The sequence below is a fragment of the Klebsiella sp. CN_Kp106 genome (genome assembly GCF_040064575.1).
Taxonomy (GTDB): Bacteria; Pseudomonadota; Gammaproteobacteria; order Enterobacterales; family Enterobacteriaceae; genus Klebsiella; species Klebsiella michiganensis.
This window is the reverse complement of record NZ_JBEAIG010000048.1, coordinates 105,843-125,177: the sequence shown is the minus strand read 5'-3', so window position 1 is coordinate 125,177 and position 19,335 is coordinate 105,843. Positions and strand designations below refer to the sequence as shown.

Genomic DNA, 19,335 nt, shown 5'->3' with positions numbered 1-19,335 from the left:
ATCAGGTTCCTCTTTAATTACCCTTGCTGCGATGGCGGCAGCGCTTTACAGGTATTTCCTTCGCAGCGATATTTCAGCTCCGGATGACCGCCATAATCATTCACATACATCATGGCGAAATCTCGCACGCTGCCGTCGGTTACGCTGAACTCCATGCTGGACTTCGGCGCAATCATAATCCCCGGAAACTTAGTGATTTTTTCACCCTTAACGCGGGACAAGCTAATAATGGTGATGTAATAGGGCGTCGGGTTTTGCGCGGTCATCTTATTGCCGCTCTTTTGAAAGACGACCTGGTCCTGCCAAATCTCGCTTTTGCTTTTGGGAATAATGGCCGTCGGGCGGAAAAATAATTTAATCCGCGACTGCATGGCTAACTGCAGGACATTCGCTTTATCCGGCTTGGGCGGGATTTCGCGCACGCTTAAATAAAACAGGCTTTCCCGGTCCTGCGGCAGTTGGTTAATACCGTCAGTTTTGGTGACCCGCGCCACCCCTTTTTGCCCGCCGTTAATCCGCTGTAAAGGCGGCAGCACCACCAGCGGAGAGGTAATCTTGTTGCCCTTGCTGTCCTCAACCCATGATTGCGCGAGGAAAGGAATATCCGGGCTGGTGTTGGTTAAATTCGCGCTCGCCGAGCTGTCTTTACCGGTGATGATAAGACGCGTGCGATCCAGCGAAACCCCTGCCTGAGCGGTACCGCCTACCGCCGCCAGCATCACAACGCCCATCCAGCAGAATTTGTTGCTTGTTATGCTCATTTTTGGCCTTTTATTACTGTCACTGTCATTTACACGGCAATAGCGCGGCTGTCGAACGACGCACGATGGTCGGCGGGATGGCAATCTGGCACTGCTTTTTCCCGCTCCACACTACGCTTAGCAGCTCCTGAGGATTAACCCCCGCCAGCCATCCCTGGCCACCTTCCATAATCATGGAGACGCTCACGCCATCGCCGTTGATAACCTCCGCGCCGAACGGTGGATAGGTACCGTCAGCCAGGCGAATAATCCCCATCATTTTTTCGCCCTTCGCCATGCCAAAGGTCTGATAGCCAATGGCGCCTTCGGTCAGCGTGGCGGTGCTGATGGCTTTTGCCGGTTCGATGGATTCCGACATCGCATCGACATCAACACGGGTATCAAAGCTGTTGTAGCTCACGATGTCCGGAATAACGGCAATGCCGAAATTGTTGGTTCTTGATTTACCATCATTGAGCGGAACGTCGCCGATACCGTTGGTATTCACCATCACGCGCGCCGTGTTGAGCGTTGCGCCGCTGTTGTGGATCGCCGCCCCGTGCCGGGTAGCGGTAAAGCCGCCGCGCAGGGTGCTGCTCAGGGAAACGTAGTGATCCTGCTGATAGCTGGCGTTGCTGTTGATTTCGGCATACTGCGAGCGGCGCTGATAGTAGCCGTCGACGTTGGCATAGCCGCTCTGGCTCGCCCCGGCACGCAGTCGCCACAGGTTGTTGTAGTCGCTGCTGTCGGTGTACGAGAGCATCGGGCTGGTTTTGCCGTTATTGGTCTGCACGTCGAGACCGCTCCATTTGCTATCGCCAACGGGAATGGAAAGCGAGAAAGCAATAGAGTCGTCTTTACGCCCTTCGTAATCGGAACGGTAGGCCGAAATATTGGTGGTGATCCCGCGAATATTACCGACGTTAAACGAGCGCCCTAACGAGATGCCGTAGCGATCCTGGCTGCTTCGATTCCAGTAATTCTGGTGGGTATAGGTCAGAAAGACGGTAGTCGCTTTGCCTGGCTCATCGGCCCAGAACGTTTTATTCCCGGTGATGGTATAGACTTCTTTTTCACGGCCAAGGCTGTCGTAACCCTCGTAACGCTCGTTGAGATATTGCGAGAAAGAGCGGAAATCTTCCTGAGAGAAGCGATAGCCGGCGAAGGTAATTGAACTGTTATATTCGTCGAACGTTTTCGCATAGCTCAGCTTAAACGAGGTGCCTTTAAGCCGCTTCTGGTTTGACTGTTGGCTGTAGGATTCGGTGGCGTCAAGCGAGAGCGCGCCCAGTACGCTGAGATCGCGGCCAATACCGGCGGAGACCGCGGTATATTCCGCCCCTGCGCTTTGTAAACCACCGTACAGCGACCAGGCGTTGGTTATCCCCCAGGAGAAATCACCGGAAGCGAAACCTGGCCCCTGAATTTTATGGTTATAGCGGGACGGCGCGCCGACAGCCACGTTGTAACGCACGTAGCCGGGACGCGTGAGGTAAGGAATGTTGGCGGTGTTAACCTGGAACGTCGAAATGGAACCGTCCTGCTCCTCCACCTGAACATCCAGCGTACCGCGCACCGAGCTGCGTAAATCCTGAATGTTAAACGGTCCGGCGGGAACCGTCGTTTCATAAATAATGCGCCCGCTCTGCTTCACCGTCACTTTGGCGTTGGTCTTGGCCAGGCCGCGAATTTCCGGCGCGTAGCCCTGCAGGTTTGGCGGCAGCTGACGCTCATCGCTGGCGAGATTAAGCCCGGTAAAGCGCACGGTGTCGAAGACCTGAGAATCAAGGTAGATCTCCCCTGCCGTCAGCTTTGCCGCCATCATCGGCAGCGGACGGTAGGCGTAGATCTGATTCATGTCGAAATCAAATTGATGCGTCGCGCTGTAATAGCTGGTCTGATATTCGCCGCGCAAACGCCAGCCGCCGAGGTTAAACCCGGTCTGGCCGTATCCGCTCAGGGTGGTGTAATCTTCATGCATATCAAGCTGGCGGGTATATTGCCCGGTCAGACTGTAGTCGAGCAAAAAACCACCGATGCCCTGGTCCCAGCGCTCCGGCGGCGTCCAGTTCGGATCGTTGTATTTCATCCACGCCTGCGGGACGGTGATGTCCAGCACCCCGGCGTAGTTGCTAAGCTTAGCGCCAGGAAGGCTCAGCAGGTCATAGCAATCGGCAAACGGCTGTGCGACCTTTTTCTGCGCTTCTTCTTTCAACGCCAATCTGGCAAGAATTTCGCCGTTAATGCAGGCCTGGGTATGCTTCTGGTCCTTAGAAGCCAGATAGCGAACCTTTTGCTGCCCGACCGCCTGGCCGTTTATTTTAATATCTAATAAGTACTCGCCCGGCGGGACATAGTTGTCGGTGGCGAAACGGGTTAAATCGATATTGTCGCGATCGGCGGCATCCAGTACGTCGGTATTGAATTCCACGTCGGTTGAGGCACAAGCCATAGAAGCACAGCAGAAAAAAAGCATCTGAGAGAGGATTATTTTTATTTTTAGTTCTGCTGACATGACTATTCATCCCGAATCATTCAGTAAAATATCGTGCGCGGTAAACAAGCTACAACAGCAATAGCTGGCTTGCGTCTAGTTGTAATCCATATAAAAACGAGTGACGGCGTAAAAATCCCCAGCCTTAATATGTTGCTGAACCGGAACCAGCGAAGCGGTGAATTTCAGCGTATTATTCTCATCACTTAGCAGATATCCCGAAGAGGGTTCTCCAAAAGTTAAAACTTCCCCACGGCGATCGCGAATCTGTATACCAAACCCCTTTCCTTCGCCATCCGGAATTAATACGGTCGGGTCCTGCGATGACGCATTGCCGGTAAAAGTAATCGTGGCATAAGCACCGGGCGTTGATTGATTTTCGCTGCCGTAAGACGCGCAGCCCACTAAGCGCACCAGAAAAGGCCGGACGAGCTTGCCTTCTTGATCCATATTAATATCGCGAGCGGATATGTTGCCGAAATCCACCCATAGCTCCCGCGAGCTGGGATCAATATCGCAGGCGGCAGCAACCAGCTCCCCCGAAAGCGCCAGCTGTCCGGGCGTAAAATTAGTACTCGAAGCATGTCCGGAAAAGAGTAATACCGATACGAATAGCGCCATCAGTCTCTTTTTCTCTGTATCCTTAACCATACTCAGAATTCCATATTATCGGGTACACCATCCAATATCGCGGGGAGGAACCTCCCCGCGAGCGATAATTCAAAATCGATTATTGATAATCGATAGTGAAATTGATCGTTGACTGGAATGCACCCGCGGTTACGGTAGGGGTAGAACCGCCCGATGCCGCTTCCGCTTTCAGGAAGGCCACGAAAGGAATGGTGTTAGTACCATCGACCAGGGTGACCGGCGTGGTCTGCGCGCCCCAGGTCACAGTCTGGCTAGCGCTATCTTTCAGGCCGATACCTGCACCAGATGCGGTACCAGAAGTAAAGGCAGCCAGAGTAGGATCGTTCGGGTTAACCGAAGTCGGGGTATAGGAAACAACGGCGCTGCTGGCGATGGTGGTATCGCAATACTGCAGCTCGATGTTTTTGGTTTCAGTTGCCTGACCACCGCCTTGCAGCAGGGAAACTGGAACCTGACCAAAATCAACGGTTACCGGGCTGGACGACGGCGCTAAACCACACGCGGTATTCACCAGCTCACCCTGAAGCTCAATCTGACCATTAGTGGTATCAGCCAGTGCAGACATTGAGCCGAGAGCAGCAGTTAATGCCACAGCCATAGCAACTTTATTCAGTTTCATAGAAAATTCCTGCGTTATAAATTTTTATCCTAAAGAGTAAGGAGCTATAAAATTGCTGAGTTATACTCTCATAACAATTTGCAGCCCTCCGCATCACCGAAAAATCCGTTTCAATAATTAGACTATTAATTAATATTAATAATTTAATTAAAGCCAGATCCCCTGGTCGACAAAAATACTAACAAATCATTTTTTAGGTAAAAAGAGATACATTTACAAAGGAATTAAAAAAAGATTTAACCTCGCGAACAATGCTACCATAGGAAATTAACTCGCAGAATGCTGAGATATATCCTAAAAACAAATTACGACAGGTAATTAATAGAGGATAAACGAAAGATGTCGATGGTAAGAGAATTGTAACACAGATCACATTTCATTAACAAAAACCCTTTTCTGCTACACGCAACGGTGAAAACGGATGTCTCCCCGTCTACACCATCGACCTGCATTCGCCAGTATAGCCTTTTCCGCTGCGACCTCCCCCTGCGGCATACCGCCGCTGCTTCTTGTTTTCCTGACCTGAAGACTCCGTTATCATGCGGCTCATGAGTCAATAAACAGAAATGCACAGTTTCACGGGAACCGATGAGCGATAGCGCGACGTCATGAAAACAATAAACTCCGCTAACTCATTAAAACTGGATTTGACCCTATATATCTTGACGCCCCCCCTCCGATGATGCAGCAGTACCCTTTATCAAGGGTTAACCTGTTCAAATTGAGGAATAAAGTAATTGCTAAGTAAGTTCTGGCTTACTGATGGTATACATTTTTGGGAATATGAGTGCGGTTTGATAGAAGCAGGTAACTAACTCTTCAAAAGAGCAAAAAAACCACATATTGGTTATTTACTCACCTTCGTTCAATAGATACACTATTTATAGGGAGTTACAACGACATAAGGAAAAAGTACATGGCTATTCCGGGTAATATGTGGCTCTATGACGATGGTGGAGCACTAATCAAAGGCGGTTGTGATGTTGCAGACAGAGAATTCAGTATAGAGTTTAAAGGGTTTCACCATAATCTCTCCATTCCCACTGATAATGCCACTGGCAAGCCTACCGGCACTCGTCAGCACTCACCAATGATCATCGTTAAAGAATTCGACTATTCCAGCCCATACCTCTACAAAGCAGTTGCTACTGGTCAGAACCTGAAATCTGCTGAAATCAAATGGTATAAAATCAGCGATGCTGGTCAGGAAGTGGAATACTTCAATATGCTACTTGAAGGAGTTCGAATCGTATCAATATCACCTACAATGGCTTCCCCAGAAGACAAGAACAACAACCATCTTGAATCCATGGAGCTAAGGTATGAGAAAATCACCTGGAAACATTGTGATGGAAACATAATTTTCACCGATGCATGGAATGAACGGCAAACAGCCTAATAGGTGATTGAATGGATACGACAGAAGAACTAAACGGAACCTACTTCTACCACGGACAATCGAACCTGTCAGCAGGTGAACTATTTGATGTGATTTTCCTTGAGCAATTTTGTGATGAACTTGGAATTGGCATTGAGTCAGGTGCTGCTATCCTCGCCGGGCAACCGTGGTTAAAAACCAGAACGAAACCGGGAGAGGCAATAAAAGGGACAAGTGTTATTTCCAGGTATGGGAGAATGCTTTTACGAAATGCACGAACTCCTTTTGGTATTAGAGTTCCTACACCAGTTGGTGTAAGAATGCGAAAAACAAATAATCTTGCCGCAGTCATAGCACGATATGTTCCGTGGTTAGGCTGGATTGGTCTTGTCAATTCGATTTACCAAATATCAAGGAAAACTCAGGCAAAATACAACCTAATAGCACGCCCTAAAGATCGTATACAATGGACATCCTTTTGATGGATACAATTCAACAAGAGGTGTTAGCACTCTTCCGTGAAGAGATCCCCGGATATTTAGACAGCAATTGGAAAGAAATCCCTTTAGAACTTGATTCTGATTTATTTGAAGCTCCCGGTGATGACCTGCATGAAGCTTTGAATAAATTTGAAAAAAATTTTAATGTAGATTTATCAGAAGTTAAATGGTCGTATTATTTTCCTTGGGAGAATACTCCATTACTAACACGGTGGTTTAAATTAAAAAGGGAAGATGTAGAAAGGAGTCGTAAACCTTTAACTGTAAAAATGTTTGCCGAATCAGCAAAAGCAGGAAAATGGCTTTATGACTGAGTGGACGATGGTGTTATTTATTTTAAAAACAGGAAATATAGATGAAAACATTACACACTTAAAGAAGACAAAGATTCTGGAAATTTTTATCTTTTTGCAAGAGATATGCACCGAAAGGCGCAGAATATTAATGCACTCTGGTTTCAAAAAATACATGCAAAAAATGTATAAATCAGGCAATAAAGGGAACCGTTTCTCATGTGTCACTGAACAACAATTCAACTTACGATGAAAAATAATAAATTTCATCTATAATCATCAACCGACCATTGGCGAATATCACATCATGGATAAAAAAATTAAATTAGGTATGGAGATAGTGTTATTTGTAGCTGCTCTTGTAGGAATATGCGCCTACTTCTTTCCCAAAACTCCAGATGCGCACAAGAGTGATGACATCATTGGCATATGGACATCAGATTATTCATATGATAGTGCAGGAATTACAATTAGGGTAAATGGAGAGACATCATACTTTTCTAATGGAAAATACAATATTAATGCTGATATGTCTTTTCAACCAGATAGCACAACTATCATAACCTTTGCTATTAATGGTGCTGGGGATTGGAATATTCATAATAAAGAACTAATAACAACACTTAATACTTTGAAGTCTATTCCCGCAAAAATGGTTTATAAAGGGAAGGTGTTGGGATCTCAAGATTTTGATATGATGGAAAGAATTTCCAATCAAAAACTTAAGACCATAGAAGATTTCACAGCGCCTGGAGCAAGTCAGTCTTACATTATAAAAAATGATGACCATGACAAAAAGTTATTAGAAGCTATAAATCCCTTTGGCAAAAACTTCAACATAGAGATGTATAGAAAAAAGTAGGATCTTTCATGAGACTGTAATTTAAATTGTGTATCTGCCTGTTTTTGATATGTTCATCCCAACAATGGAGACAGGCAAATTATGGACGAAAACAAACTTAAGGCGCTGACTGCTGAACTGGCCAAAGGCCTCAAAACCAAAGCTGACTTAAACCAGTTTTCCCGTATGCTGACGGATTTAACCCTCGAAACAGCACCCAATGCTGAACCCTGGCATGAGAAAAACGCGCCCAAAAAAGGCTTTAATACACGCAATGGCTACTCGTCAAAAACCCTGCTTTGCGATAGTGAGCAAACACATCATTAATAATGAGTTATGAAGCCTCTGTTTCTCGCTTAACCCTATTGGGATTTCTTTTGGTAGCGATCATGGTCTGAACCAATACCCTGGCGGCTTCACGGGCTTGATCGAGCCTCGGATAACCAGAAACATTTCCTACTTTCACTTTTAGGACCGAACTCGGTTTCTTATCTTCTTTCACATCACGAGCATCGGAAGGCACTCTTCTCTGGATTACATATGTTTTTTTCGTCAAACTTACCTTCACCCCGAATCCCACAGGAGCGTCCCTGTGATCATCAAAGACTGTGTAAGGTTTTTGGTCAGGGTAACTTCGAAAACAATTTTTCCTGGATCACTAAGAGCAGGCTTCAAAATTATGATTAACTTATTGATAATAAAAGATTGATTCAGGGTTGTTCTCTAAGCACCACCATTTGTAGCTCAAGAATGATTAGAGGGTAACTTATCGCGTTCTGAGCTACAGGTGAGCTACAAATTTGTGGGTTCATGTGAGTTTAACAGGGGTTTAAATGTGCCACATGAGTACTCGAAAGAATTAAAAAATGAGTAAAATCAATATGAATGAAGAAATTGATAAGGACTTCTCTAGCCACACCCCGATGATGCAGCAGTATCTCAAGCTGAAAGCCCAGCACCCGGAGATTCTGCTGTTTTACCGGATGGGTGATTTTTACGAACTGTTCTATGACGATGCGAAACGCGCATCGCAGCTGCTGGATATCTCGCTGACGAAGCGCGGCGCTTCCGCGGGCGAACCGATTCCGATGGCCGGGATCCCCCATCACGCGGTTGAGAACTATCTGGCTAAGCTGGTTAATCAGGGCGAGTCGGTGGCCATTTGCGAACAGATTGGCGATCCGGCAACCACCAAAGGGCCGGTTGAACGCAAAGTCGTCCGCATTGTGACACCGGGTACCATCAGCGATGAAGCGCTGCTGCAGGAACGCCAGGACAATCTGCTGGCCGCCATCTGGCAGGACAGTAAAGGTTTTGGCTACGCCACCCTCGATATCAGCTCCGGACGTTTTCGCCTGAGCGAACCCGCTGACCGCGAAACGATGGCGGCGGAGCTTCAGCGCACCAACCCCGCCGAGCTGCTGTACGCGGAGGATTTTGCCGAGTCGTCGCTGATTGAGGGCCGCCGCGGCCTGCGCCGCCGTCCGCTGTGGGAATTTGAAATCGACACCGCGCGCCAGCAGCTCAATCTCCAGTTTGGCACGCGCGATCTGGTTGGTTTCGGCGTTGAAAACGCCCCGCGCGGCCTGTGCGCCGCCGGCTGCCTGCTGCAATACGTCAAAGACACCCAGCGCACGTCATTGCCGCATATCCGCTCCATCACGATGGAGCGCCAGCAGGACAGCATCATTATGGATGCGGCCACCCGCCGCAATCTGGAGATCACCCAGAACCTGGCCGGCGGCTTTGATAATACGCTGGCCTCGGTGCTCGACTGCACCGTGACCCCCATGGGCAGCCGTATGCTTAAGCGCTGGCTGCATATGCCGGCGCGCGACACCGCCGTGCTGGTAGAGCGCCAGCAGACCATCGGCGCGCTGCAGGAACATTACACCGAGCTGCAGCCGGTACTGCGCCAGGTCGGCGACCTCGAACGTATTCTGGCGCGCCTGGCGCTGCGCACCGCCCGCCCTCGCGATTTAGCGCGTATGCGTCACGCTTTCCAGCAGCTGCCGGCACTGCGCGCGATGCTGGGGGACGTCGACTGTGCGCCAGTACAGCGGCTCCGGGAAAAGATGGGGGAATTTAGCAAGCTGCGTGAACTGCTGGAACGGGCGATTATCGATGCGCCGCCGGTACTGGTTCGCGACGGCGGCGTTATCGCCCCCGGCTATAACGCGGAACTCGATGAGTGGCGCGGCCTGGCCGATGGCGCGACCGATTACCTCGACAGACTGGAAGTTCGCGAGCGCGAGCGTCTGGGGCTGGACACGCTGAAGGTAGGCTACAACGCCGTCCACGGCTACTACATCCAGATTAGCCGCGGTCAGAGCCAGCATGCGCCGATCCACTACGTCCGTCGCCAGACCCTCAAGAACGCCGAGCGCTATATTATTCCTGAGCTGAAGGAGTATGAAGACAAAGTGCTGACCTCCAAAGGGAAGGCGCTGGCGCTGGAAAAGCAGCTGTACGATGAACTTTTCGATATGCTGCTGCCGCATCTTGGCGACCTGCAGCAGAGCGCCAGCGCGCTGGCGGAGCTCGATGTGCTGGTGAACCTCGCCGAGCGCGCGGAGACCCTCAACTACTGCTGCCCGACCTTTAGCGATAAGCCGGGTATTCGTATCAGCGAAGGCCGCCATCCGGTGGTTGAGCAGGTTCTGAAAGAGCCGTTCATCGCTAACCCGCTGCACCTCGCCCCGCAGCGGAGAATGCTGATTATCACCGGCCCGAATATGGGCGGTAAAAGTACCTATATGCGTCAGACCGCGCTGATCGCCCTGCTGGCGTATATCGGCAGCTACGTTCCGGCGGAAAAAGTCGACATCGGCCCCATCGATCGTATTTTCACCCGCGTCGGCGCGGCGGATGACCTGGCCAGCGGCCGCTCAACCTTTATGGTAGAGATGACCGAAACCGCCAATATTCTGCATAACGCCACCGAGCATAGCCTGGTGCTGATGGATGAAATCGGTCGTGGCACCTCGACCTACGATGGCCTGTCGCTGGCGTGGGCCTGCGCGGAAAATCTGGCGAACAAGATTAAGGCCCTGACCCTGTTTGCCACCCACTACTTCGAGCTGACCCAGCTGCCGGAGAAAATGGAAGGCGTGGCCAACGTCCATCTTGATGCTCTGGAGCACGGCGACACCATCGCCTTCATGCACAGCGTGCAGGATGGCGCGGCCAGTAAGAGCTACGGTCTGGCGGTTGCCGCGCTGGCCGGTGTGCCGAAAGAGGTGATTAAACGCGCGCGGCAGAAGCTGCGCGAGCTGGAAAGCATTGCGCCGAGCGCTGCCGCCACGCAGGTGGACGGTACCCAGATGTCGCTGCTTTCCGCTCCGGAAGAGACCTCGCCCGCGGTTGAAGCGCTGGAGAATCTTGACCCGGATTCGCTGACTCCGCGCCAGGCGCTGGAGTGGATCTATCGCCTGAAGAGCCTGGTGTAGTTCTCGTTTAACGTGAAAAAACGGCAGCGCCCTGCGGTGCTGCCGTTTTAACAAATGCAAACTGGGTGCGAGAGGATGCATCCTGACAACCAATACGCGGGGTTGCCCCCGCGCTGATGCTATTTCTTCGATTCGTAAGCGAGAACAGCTTTAAACTCCATACTACGCTCTTTAATACTGAGTTCGCACAGCGAGCTGCGCACCAAAAGCGTAAATCCCAGTACCGTAATACACAGTACGACGATTGCCACAAGGGCATATTTTGTTAGCATGTCTTGCCTCCCTGCAAAGAAGAGACTAACATCTGAATTGTTCAGGTTCATTCGTCAGCCTCAGTTGATAGAAATATCTCCTGGGGCTTTCGTCTATCTGAATCCTTGTCAATGCTCAAAGCCAGATAGCCTCAAGCACCCGCCGCTATTCTATATTTTCCCGGCCGCGAAACTTATCGGTAATTTATCAAACCCGTTGATTTTATTATAAACTGGAAGAAGGCTCGCAAACGTATCTGCTCTATTAACCTTTTATGCAATTTGAAAATTTAATTAATAAATATTTTGCATTGATTAAATAAATATAAAAAGGCCCGACTAAGCGGGCCCGTTGATTTTAGCGTTTATCTTCCGCCAGCAGCGGCGGAATATGAGGCACCATTGGCGCGTCATCGATATCCTTTTGGGTCATGCGGAACGCTTCCGGATAATGTTCCCGGCTGGTGCGGCGTAGCGGTTCAGTATTCCGCCAGGTGTAGAAACAGTGCTGGCACTGGAATACCGTCCAGACATCTTTTACCGGCGATGTTGCCAGCACTTCAATATGTTCATCGGCGCAGCGTGGACAAATCATCTTCTTCTCCTTATTTACGGTTGGCCAGCATGGCGGTCAGTTTTTCAGCCCAGGCTTTGGTTTCAGGAAGATCCTGTACCGGCTGGCTGTAGTGGCCGCGCAGATCGGGCGCAACCGGCGTGGTGGCGTCGATAATCAGTTTGTCGGTGATCCCTGCCGGGCTGGAGCCTGGATCAAGCTCCAGAACCGACATATTCGGCAGCTGCACCAGGTCACCCGCCGGGTTGACCTTCGACGACAGCGCCCACATCACCTGCGGCAGGTTGAACGGGTCGACGTCTTCATCAACCATGATCACCATCTTCACGTAGCCCAGACCGTGCGGCGTGGTCATCGCCCGCAGACCCACCGCGCGGGCAAAGCCGCCGTAGCGTTTTTTGGTGGAGATAATCGCCAGCAGGCCGTGGGTGTACATCGCGTTGACGGCCTGCACCTCCGGGAACTCGGCCTTCAGCTGCTGATACAGCGGTACGCAGGTGGCCGGGCCCATCAGGTAGTCGATCTCGGTCCACGGCATACCGAGATAGAGGGACTCGAAAATCGGCTTGCTGCGGTAAGAAACCTTATCGATACGCACCACCGTCATATTACGGCCGCCCGAGTAGTGGCCGGTAAATTCGCCGAACGGGCCTTCAATTTCGCGCTTGCGGCTTTCAATCACCCCTTCGAGGATCACCTCTGACCCCCACGGTACGTCGAAGCCGGTCAGCGGCGCGGTGGCGATTGGGTACGGGCTTTCACGCAGCGCGCCGGCCATCTCATATTCCGACTGATCGTATTTCAGCGGCGTGGCGCCCATCAGGGTGATAATCGGATCGTTACCCAGGGTAATGGCAATCGGCAGGTCTTCACCGCGCTCTTCCGCTTTGTGCAGATGCAGAGCGATATCGTGCATAGGTACCGGCTGCAGGCCGAGTTTACGTTTGCCCTTCACCTCCATACGGTAAATGCCGACGTTTTGCTTGCCAAAATTGTCCGGGTCGAGAGGATCGCGAGAAACCACGCAGGCTTTGTCGAGATAAAAGCCGCCGTCGCCGTCATTGAGACGGAACAGGGGCAGAATATCGAACAGATTAATCGCCTCGCCGTCGACGGTATTTTCCGCCCACGCCGGGTTTGCCCGCCGCTCCGGCGTTACCGGGAATTTATCCCAACGACGAATAAATTCGTCGATCTGATTTTTCACCGGCGTATTCGGCGGCAGCCCCAGCGAGATAGCGTGGTTCTGCCAGGAACCGATGGTGTTCATTGCCACGCGCGCATCGGTAAAACCGCGAATATTGTCAAACCACAGCGCGGGAGCGCCATCGCCGATGCGCCCGGTCGCGTTTGCCGCCGCGGCCAGATCCGGCTCCGCGTTCACTTCTTCGCTAATTTTCAGCAGTTGCCCCTGGTCGTCCAGCGCCTGCAAAAAGCTGCGCAAATCATCAAAAGCCATTATTCATTCTCCTGTGATACATTCTCTACCGCCCGCAACCCGCTCCAGCGGCGCGCTTTGTGATACTCCAGACCGAACTGATCCAGCACCCGCGTGACAACGTGGTCAGTGACGTCCTCAATGGTTTTGGGATGGTTGTAATAAGCGGGCATGGGCGGCACCATCGCCACACCCATGCGTGACAGGGCCAGCATGTTTTCCAGATGGATCGTGCTCAACGGCATTTCACGCGGCACCAGCACCAGCTTACGCCCCTCTTTCAGCACCACGTCCGCGGCCCGCCCCACCAGCCCCTCGGCATAACCGGCACGGATACCCGCCAGCGTTTTCATACTGCAGGGGATAACGATCATGCCGTCGGTACGAAATGAACCCGATGAGATGACGGCGGCCTGGTCCGCCGGACTGTGCGAGAAATCGGCCAGCGCAGCCACTTCACGGGCGCTGTAAGGCGTTTCCAGCTCAATGGTGGTTTTGGCCCACTTTGACATCACCAGATGCGTTTCCACTTCCGGCATCTCTCGAAGCGCTTTGAGCAGCGCCACGCCCAGCGGAGCGCCCGTCGCTCCGGTCATCCCTACGATTAGCTTCATCATCGCCTCACAATTGTTCGTATACGAACGTTTTTATTAAAACTACCCTTGATAAGCTTTTCGTGCAAGTGCGTTCGTACACGGCCGCATTTTTCATCAAAACAGGAAAAATGCTAAAACGCCTCCCGAACGGCTATCATAGAGCCGACGGGTTGATTACGGAGTTGTCATGGAGTTAAAAAACGAGGCGTTTCACCTGCTACGCCAGCTTTTTCAGCAGCACACCGCCCGCTGGCAGCTTGAACTGCCGGACCTCACCAAACCGCAGTATGCGGTGATGCGTTCCATTGCCGAACATCCCGGCATTGAACAGGTGACGCTAACGGAAGCGGCGGTCAGCACAAAAGCGACGCTGGCGGAGATGCTGAGCCGAATGGAGAGCCGCGGTCTGGTTCGTCGCGAACACGATCCGGCGGACAAACGCCGTCGGTTTGTCTATTTAACCGCAGAAGGCGAAGCGCTACTGGCAAGCTCAATGCCGCTGGGTAACGCCGTTGATGAAGAATTTTTAGGTCGGCTGAACGATGAAGAGCGCCAGCTGTTTTCGCAAATCATCCACAAGCTGGTAGCGCGAGAACCCAATTAACCCAGGCGCTCGCGGAGAAAATCAATAAACGCCCGGACCCTGACGGGAACGTGCTGCGCGTCCGGGTAAACCGCGTACACCCCCTGGCGCGGAAAGCTAAACGCCGGCATCACCTTCACCAGCGCGCTGTCTGCCAGCGCAGCGGCCACCAGCCATTCGGGCAGCAGCGCGATGCCGCTGCCCGCCAGCGCAAAGGCCATCAGCGCGCTGGCGCTATCTGCCGACAGCCGCGGCGCCTGTTTAATCTCGAAGGCGATGCTCTCCTCATCGGGCCCGGTAAGCGGCCAGCGGAGCGGTGCGGTCAGACGTTCATGAATAATCCACGCCGCGTGGGCCAGCTCCTCAAGCGTCTTTACAGGATGCAGCGCCAGCCATGATGGGGCAGCAACCGGGACGATGGCAAAACGCGATATCAGCGCCGCGCGGTAGCGCGAATCCGCCAGCGTCCCGAGGCGAATCGCCACGTCAAACCGTTCGGAGATTAAATCCGCGTGGTGAGAAGAAGAAACATGGCGCACGCGGAGCGCTGGATGCCGCTGGCTGAACTCCGCCAGCGCCGGGATAATCACCTGCGCGCCATATTCTGGCGTCGTTGTGATCCGCAGTTCACCGCTCAACCCCACGTGGCTGCCCCGGACGTCGTCCTGCAGGTTTTCCGCCGCTTTCAGCAGCGCGACCCCGCGATGATAGAAGAGCGAACCGGCTTCCGTCAGCGTCAGCCGACGGGTCGATCGCAACAGCAGCGTAACCCCCAGCTCGCTCTCCAGCTGGCGAATGTTGAAACTCACCACCGCCTTGGTCTGCCCCAGCGCCGTCGCCGCCGCGGTAAAACTTCCGCTATCGACCACCGCTACAAACATGTTCATCCGCTGCAGGTTCAGCATCGCGCCGCCAATTGTCAAAAAATTTCAGACAGTATATCTCCGAATGTCGTGTTTATTCGCCCTGACGCTGAGGTTTACAGTAGCGGCCTTCACGGGGGGTTTAATCAATGACGTATCGCAGCAAGGTCGCAACCGTTTTTCTGCTGGGTTTCTTTCTCGACTTAATCAATATGTTCATCGCCAGCGTCGCCTTTCCGGCGATGGGCCGGACGCTGCACGCGTCGGTGGGCGAACTGGCGTGGGTCAGCAATGGCTATATTGCCGGGCTCACGCTGGTACTGCCGTTTAGCGCCTGGCTCAGCCAGCAGTTTGGTACCCGGCGGGTATTCCTGCTTTCGCTCAGCATATTTAGCTTTGGGGCTCTGGCTGCAGGAATGGCCGACTCGTTGACCAGCCTTGTCATGTGGCGCGCCCTGCAGGGGATGGGCGGCGGACTATTGATTCCGCTAGGCCAGTCGCTAACCTGGCAACAGTTCAGGCCTCACGAGCGGGCGAAACTTTCCGCCGCGGTGATGCTGGTCGGGCTGCTGGCGCCGGCGTGCTCGCCGGCGATCGGCGGGGTGCTGGTGCAATCGCTCAGCTGGCGCTGGGTTTTCTTTGCCAGCCTGCCGATCGCGCTGCTGACGTTCGGACTGGCAGCGCTGTGGATTAAGGATGAGAGACGCGTCGCGCGGCCGGGGGGACTCCTGCGTCTCTCGCTACTGCGCGATCCGCTGCTGCGCTTTTCAATGCTGGTCTATCTCTGCGTGCCGGGGACTTTTATTGGCATCAATGTCGTCGGGATGTTTTATTTACAAAGCGTGACGGGGATGTCGCCCTCCGCCATCGGCGCCCTGATGCTTCCGTGGTCGGCTGCCTTCTCCAGGCTGTCGGGATCGTCACCCTGGCTGGCGTCAATGCGCATACCGCCAGCAGTATGCTAATCGCGGCATTTATATTCATGGGCGCAGGCGGCAGCCTGTGCAGCAGTACGGCCCAGAGCAGCGCGTTTCTGAATGTGGCGAACGGCGATATGCCGGACGCCAGCGCGCTGTGGAATCTTAACCGCCAGCTCAGTTTCCTGATGGGATCTGCGCTACTGGCAGCCTTACTGAGCGCCTTTTTGCTTTACTGGCCAACGCCGCAGGCGTGGCGTGGCGTATTTATCGCCGCCGCCGCGTTGACCCTGGCGCCGCTGCTGGGCTGCCTTACCTTCGATAACCGGGCGATGATCATGCGCCTGCACGGTAAAATGGAGAACAAATGAATCGCTATATTGCGGAAGTTATTGCGGCCCACGTTGCTATAGAAAACTGGCTGAATCAGGGGGACGGGAGCGCCGACGCGCTGATGCATCGCTTTAGCCCGGACTTTACCATGATCCCGATAAACGGTATGCGCATGGATCATCAGGCGGTCAGCGCCTTTTTTCACGGGGCTCGCGCCAGCCGTCCGGGCTTAAAGATTGTCGTCGATAGTGCCGCCATACTTGCCGAATGGCGCGATGGCGCAGCGGTGAGCTACCGGGAAACACACGCTCTCCCAGGCAAAGCGGAAACCGCGCGCTGGTCGACGGTTCTTTTCCGTCTGCAGGAAGAGAAAATCATCTGGCGGCACCTCCACGAGACGGCGATCGCGTAAGCGACGGAGGCCCAAAAAAGAAAAAGGCCCAATCAAACGATTGAGCCTTTTTTAAGAAAGGTGTCTTACTCGCGGAACAGCGCTTCGATGTTCAGCCCCTGGCTTTGCAGGATCTCCCGCAGACGGCGGAGACCTTCTACCTGGATCTGACGCACGCGTTCGCGGGTCAGGCCAATTTCGCGGCCCACATCCTCAAGCGTCGCGGCTTCATAGCCGAGCAGACCAAAGCGACGAGCCAGCACTTCACGCTGCTTGGCGTTCAGTTCGAACAGCCATTTGACGATGCTTTGTTTCATATCATCGTCCTGCGTGGTGTCTTCCGGGCCGTTGTCTTTTTCATCGGCCAGAATATCCAGCAGCGCTTTTTCCGAGTCGCCGCCCAGCGGTGTATCCACCGAGGTAATGCGCTCGTTCAGACGCAGCATCCGGCTCACGTCATCAACTGGCTTATCCAGCTGTTCGGCTATCTCTTCCGCGCTTGGCTCGTGGTCCAGCTTATGGGACAACTCGCGTGCGGTACGCAGATAAACGTTCAGCTCTTTGACGATATGGATAGGTAAACGAATGGTACGGGTTTGGTTCATGATCGCCCGTTCAATCGTTTGGCGAATCCACCAGGTCGCGTAAGTCGAAAAACGGAACCCACGTTCCGGGTCAAACTTCTCAACTGCGCGAATCAGCCCCAGGTTACCTTCTTCAATCAGATCCAGCAGAGCCAGACCGCGATTGCCGTAACGGCGGGCTATCTTGACGACCAGACGCAGGTTACTTTCGATCATCCGGCGGCGTGACGCAACGTCACCACGCAGCGCGCGACGCGCAAAATAAACCTCTTCTTCGGCCGTCAGCAGTGGGGAATAACCAATCTCTCCAAGATAAAGCTGCGTCGCATCGAGCACCCGTTGGGTTGCTCCCTGCGAAAGAAGCTCTTCCTCAGCCAGATCGCTATCACTGGGTTCCTCTTCAACTAAGGCTTTCTCATCAAAAACCTCGACTCCGTTCTCATCAAATTCCGCGTCTTCATTTAAATCATGAACTTTCAGCGTATTCTGACTCATAAAGATGGCTCCTACCCGTGATCCCTGAGCAAAGCACCTTCCGCTAAACATCACTTAAAAGACGCCCGGACGAGAACCTTTTCTGCCCCGGTAAAGCAGGCATTCTGGCCGCCCTGGCGCCTCTTTTAGCGATACTGAGCTTATCCGTACTTTGCCAAATTATCGCTGCGGTAAATACTGCAGCGGGTTGACGGATTTCCCCTTGTAACGAATTTCAAAATGCAAACGTGTAGAACTTGTACCTGTGCTACCCATGGTAGCGATTTTCTGCCCCGCCTTGATATCTTGTTGCTCTTTTACCAGCATCGTATCGTTATGTGCGTAGGCGCTCAGGTAATCATCGTTGTGTTTGATGATAATAAGATTACCGTAACCGCGCAGTGCGTTACCGGCATAGACGACGCGCCCATCTGCGGTCGCGACAATAGCCTGTCCTTTACTGCCTGCAATATCAATACCTTTATTGCCACCTTCGGCACCACTAAAGTTCTCGATAACCTTGCCATCAGTCGGCCAGCGCCATGAAGAGATCGGCGAACTGGTTGACGTACTGCTTGCAGTCGATTGGGTTGTGCTGACAGCCGGGGCCGTAACAGGCGCGACGGTTGTCGTCGTCGTCGCAGGCTTGTTATTCGGCAACATCTTATTAGCACTCTGTTCACCTGAAGATTCAGAATACGTAATAGTTGGTTGGGACGCAACCACCGCGGTGGATTTTTGTGCAGAATTTGCGGTTAACATCCCGCCGCTGCTGGCCTTCACGCTGGCCTGGGCGACAGGGTTATCTCCGGTGATTGGCTGACCGGACGCGTTGCCAACCTGCAGCGTCTGACCCACGTTCAGACCGTACGGCGCCGGGATATTATTACGCTGCGCCAGGTCGCGGAAGTCGTTCCCGGTGACCCACGCAATATAGAATAGCGTGTCGCCGCGTTTAACAGTATAGGTACTGCCGCCGGTATAGCTACCTTTCGGAATATCCCCATACTTACGGTTGTAGACAATTTTGCCGTTCACCGTTTGTACCGGCTCCTGAGCCATCGGCTGAACCTGAGCGGGCTGCGTCTGCACCGGCTGCGTTTGTACCGGGCGCGCCTGCGGAACGTTATTGGATGGAGGCGTGATCAGCATTCCGGAATTCGTGCTGGAAGACGAAGTCCCGCCAGCCGAGCTGACCGGCGCAGGCGGATTGTTGGAGCTGCTGCAGCCTGCCAGCCACAGTGACACCAGTGATAAAGCCGCAATGCGGCTTAAGGTAAAATTTGGGCTTCCCGCGCTCATTTATCCCCCAGGAATATGTTAACTACCAATATCTTGCTCACCGGACGGCGCCCGGCCAGGACAC

At 52.8% G+C, this 19,335-nt stretch carries 18 protein-coding genes and 3 pseudogenes; 9 read left to right on the top strand and 12 right to left on the bottom strand.

Going from position 1 to position 19,335, the window contains the following annotated elements; genetic code table 11:
• Positions 1-17: 17 nt before the first annotated feature.
• The 4 genes from ABLU96_RS14885 to ABLU96_RS14870 all read right to left on the bottom strand — a co-directional run bounded on the left by ABLU96_RS14885 (position 18) and on the right by ABLU96_RS14870 (position 4,504).
• Positions 18-761, bottom strand: coding sequence for a molecular chaperone (locus tag ABLU96_RS14885; RefSeq protein ID WP_032751026.1), 744 nt, complete (start codon positions 759-761; stop codon positions 18-20).
• A 25-nt stretch (positions 762-786) separates the two neighbouring features.
• Positions 787-3,255 (bottom strand): fimbria/pilus outer membrane usher protein, encoded by a 2,469-nt coding sequence (locus ABLU96_RS14880; RefSeq protein WP_004853590.1) that lies wholly within the window; start codon positions 3,253-3,255, stop codon positions 787-789.
• A 75-nt stretch (positions 3,256-3,330) separates the two neighbouring features.
• A complete protein-coding gene (locus ABLU96_RS14875) occupies positions 3,331-3,885 on the bottom strand; it encodes a fimbrial protein (protein ID WP_014226579.1) in 555 nt (184 codons plus the stop codon).
• A 79-nt stretch (positions 3,886-3,964) separates the two neighbouring features.
• Positions 3,965-4,504 (bottom strand): fimbrial protein, encoded by a 540-nt coding sequence (locus ABLU96_RS14870; RefSeq protein ID WP_048260253.1) that lies wholly within the window; start codon positions 4,502-4,504, stop codon positions 3,965-3,967.
• 916 nt (positions 4,505-5,420) lie between these two features.
• Here ABLU96_RS14870 and ABLU96_RS14865 point away from each other — a divergent pair.
• From ABLU96_RS14865 to ABLU96_RS14845, 5 genes and pseudogenes are all read left to right on the top strand, one after another.
• Positions 5,421-5,903 (top strand): Hcp family type VI secretion system effector, encoded by a 483-nt coding sequence (locus ABLU96_RS14865; protein WP_064404120.1) that lies wholly within the window; start codon positions 5,421-5,423, stop codon positions 5,901-5,903.
• 11 nt (positions 5,904-5,914) lie between these two features.
• Positions 5,915-6,364: an STM2901 family protein gene (locus ABLU96_RS14860; protein WP_072351685.1), complete on the top strand. Its 450-nt coding sequence runs from the start codon at positions 5,915-5,917 to the stop codon at positions 6,362-6,364.
• Positions 6,349-6,696, top strand: coding sequence for a DUF1493 family protein (locus tag ABLU96_RS14855; protein WP_064358557.1), 348 nt, complete (start codon positions 6,349-6,351; stop codon positions 6,694-6,696). Before ABLU96_RS14860 ends, ABLU96_RS14855 begins: the two co-directional genes overlap by 16 nt.
• Positions 6,697-6,982: 286 nt before the next feature.
• Positions 6,983-7,537, top strand: a complete 555-nt coding sequence (locus ABLU96_RS14850) for a hypothetical protein (RefSeq protein ID WP_064404123.1) — start codon at positions 6,983-6,985, stop codon at positions 7,535-7,537.
• An 81-nt stretch (positions 7,538-7,618) separates the two neighbouring features.
• Positions 7,619-7,822, top strand: a pseudogene (locus ABLU96_RS14845) (IS256 family transposase); the annotation flags it as partial.
• Between the two features lie 31 nt (positions 7,823-7,853).
• Here the strand turns inward: ABLU96_RS14845 and ABLU96_RS14840 are convergent.
• Positions 7,854-8,230, bottom strand: a pseudogene (locus ABLU96_RS14840) (integrase); the annotation flags it as partial.
• Between the two features lie 167 nt (positions 8,231-8,397).
• On the opposite strand from ABLU96_RS14840, the gene mutS reads away from it, so the two are divergent.
• Positions 8,398-10,965, top strand: a complete 2,568-nt coding sequence (gene mutS / locus ABLU96_RS14835; RefSeq protein WP_064404337.1) for a DNA mismatch repair protein MutS — start codon at positions 8,398-8,400, stop codon at positions 10,963-10,965.
• 119 nt (positions 10,966-11,084) lie between these two features.
• Here the strand turns inward: mutS and ABLU96_RS14830 are convergent, their stop codons facing one another.
• The 4 genes from ABLU96_RS14830 to ABLU96_RS14815 form a co-directional block, all read right to left on the bottom strand.
• Positions 11,085-11,237 carry a Hok/Gef family protein gene (locus tag ABLU96_RS14830; RefSeq protein WP_009651623.1) on the bottom strand — a complete coding sequence of 51 codons (153 nt, stop codon included), beginning with the start codon at positions 11,235-11,237 and terminating at the stop codon, positions 11,085-11,087.
• 337 nt (positions 11,238-11,574) lie between these two features.
• Complete coding sequence (locus ABLU96_RS14825; protein ID WP_004853596.1) at positions 11,575-11,811, bottom strand: non-oxidative hydroxyarylic acid decarboxylases subunit D; 237 nt, start codon at positions 11,809-11,811, stop codon at positions 11,575-11,577.
• A gap of 10 nt (positions 11,812-11,821) precedes the next feature.
• Positions 11,822-13,249: a non-oxidative hydroxyarylic acid decarboxylases subunit C gene (locus ABLU96_RS14820; RefSeq protein WP_004853598.1), complete on the bottom strand. Its 1,428-nt coding sequence runs from the start codon at positions 13,247-13,249 to the stop codon at positions 11,822-11,824.
• Positions 13,249-13,842: a non-oxidative hydroxyarylic acid decarboxylases subunit B gene (locus ABLU96_RS14815; protein WP_004104955.1), complete on the bottom strand. Its 594-nt coding sequence runs from the start codon at positions 13,840-13,842 to the stop codon at positions 13,249-13,251. The genes ABLU96_RS14820 and ABLU96_RS14815 overlap by 1 nt, the downstream gene beginning before the upstream one ends.
• A 169-nt stretch (positions 13,843-14,011) precedes the next feature.
• Here ABLU96_RS14815 and ABLU96_RS14810 point away from each other — a divergent pair, with 169 nt between their 5' ends.
• A complete protein-coding gene (locus tag ABLU96_RS14810; protein WP_049078698.1) occupies positions 14,012-14,428 on the top strand; it encodes a MarR family transcriptional regulator in 417 nt (138 codons plus the stop codon).
• Here ABLU96_RS14810 and ABLU96_RS14805 read toward each other — a convergent pair.
• Positions 14,425-15,312: a LysR family transcriptional regulator gene (locus tag ABLU96_RS14805; protein ID WP_049083773.1), complete on the bottom strand. Its 888-nt coding sequence runs from the start codon at positions 15,310-15,312 to the stop codon at positions 14,425-14,427. The genes ABLU96_RS14810 and ABLU96_RS14805 overlap by 4 nt on opposite strands.
• Before the next feature lie 107 nt (positions 15,313-15,419).
• Between ABLU96_RS14805 and ABLU96_RS14800 the strand changes: the two are divergent.
• Positions 15,420-16,558: pseudogene (locus tag ABLU96_RS14800) on the top strand (MFS transporter).
• Complete coding sequence (locus ABLU96_RS14795) at positions 16,555-16,932, top strand: DUF4440 domain-containing protein (protein WP_064404126.1); 378 nt, start codon at positions 16,555-16,557, stop codon at positions 16,930-16,932. Before ABLU96_RS14800 ends, ABLU96_RS14795 begins: the two are co-directional and overlap by 4 nt.
• A gap of 65 nt (positions 16,933-16,997) precedes the next feature.
• Here the strand turns inward: ABLU96_RS14795 and rpoS are convergent, their stop codons facing one another.
• The gene (rpoS, locus tag ABLU96_RS14790; protein ID WP_004104962.1) at positions 16,998-17,990 is read right to left on the bottom strand and encodes an RNA polymerase sigma factor RpoS; all 993 of its coding nucleotides are present in this window, start codon (positions 17,988-17,990) and stop codon (positions 16,998-17,000) included.
• A gap of 159 nt (positions 17,991-18,149) precedes the next feature.
• On the bottom strand, positions 18,150-19,211 hold the full coding sequence (gene nlpD, locus ABLU96_RS14785) for a murein hydrolase activator NlpD (RefSeq protein ID WP_223852525.1): 1,062 nt from the start codon (positions 19,209-19,211) through the stop codon (positions 18,150-18,152).
• Between the last annotated feature and the right edge of the window lie 124 nt (positions 19,212-19,335).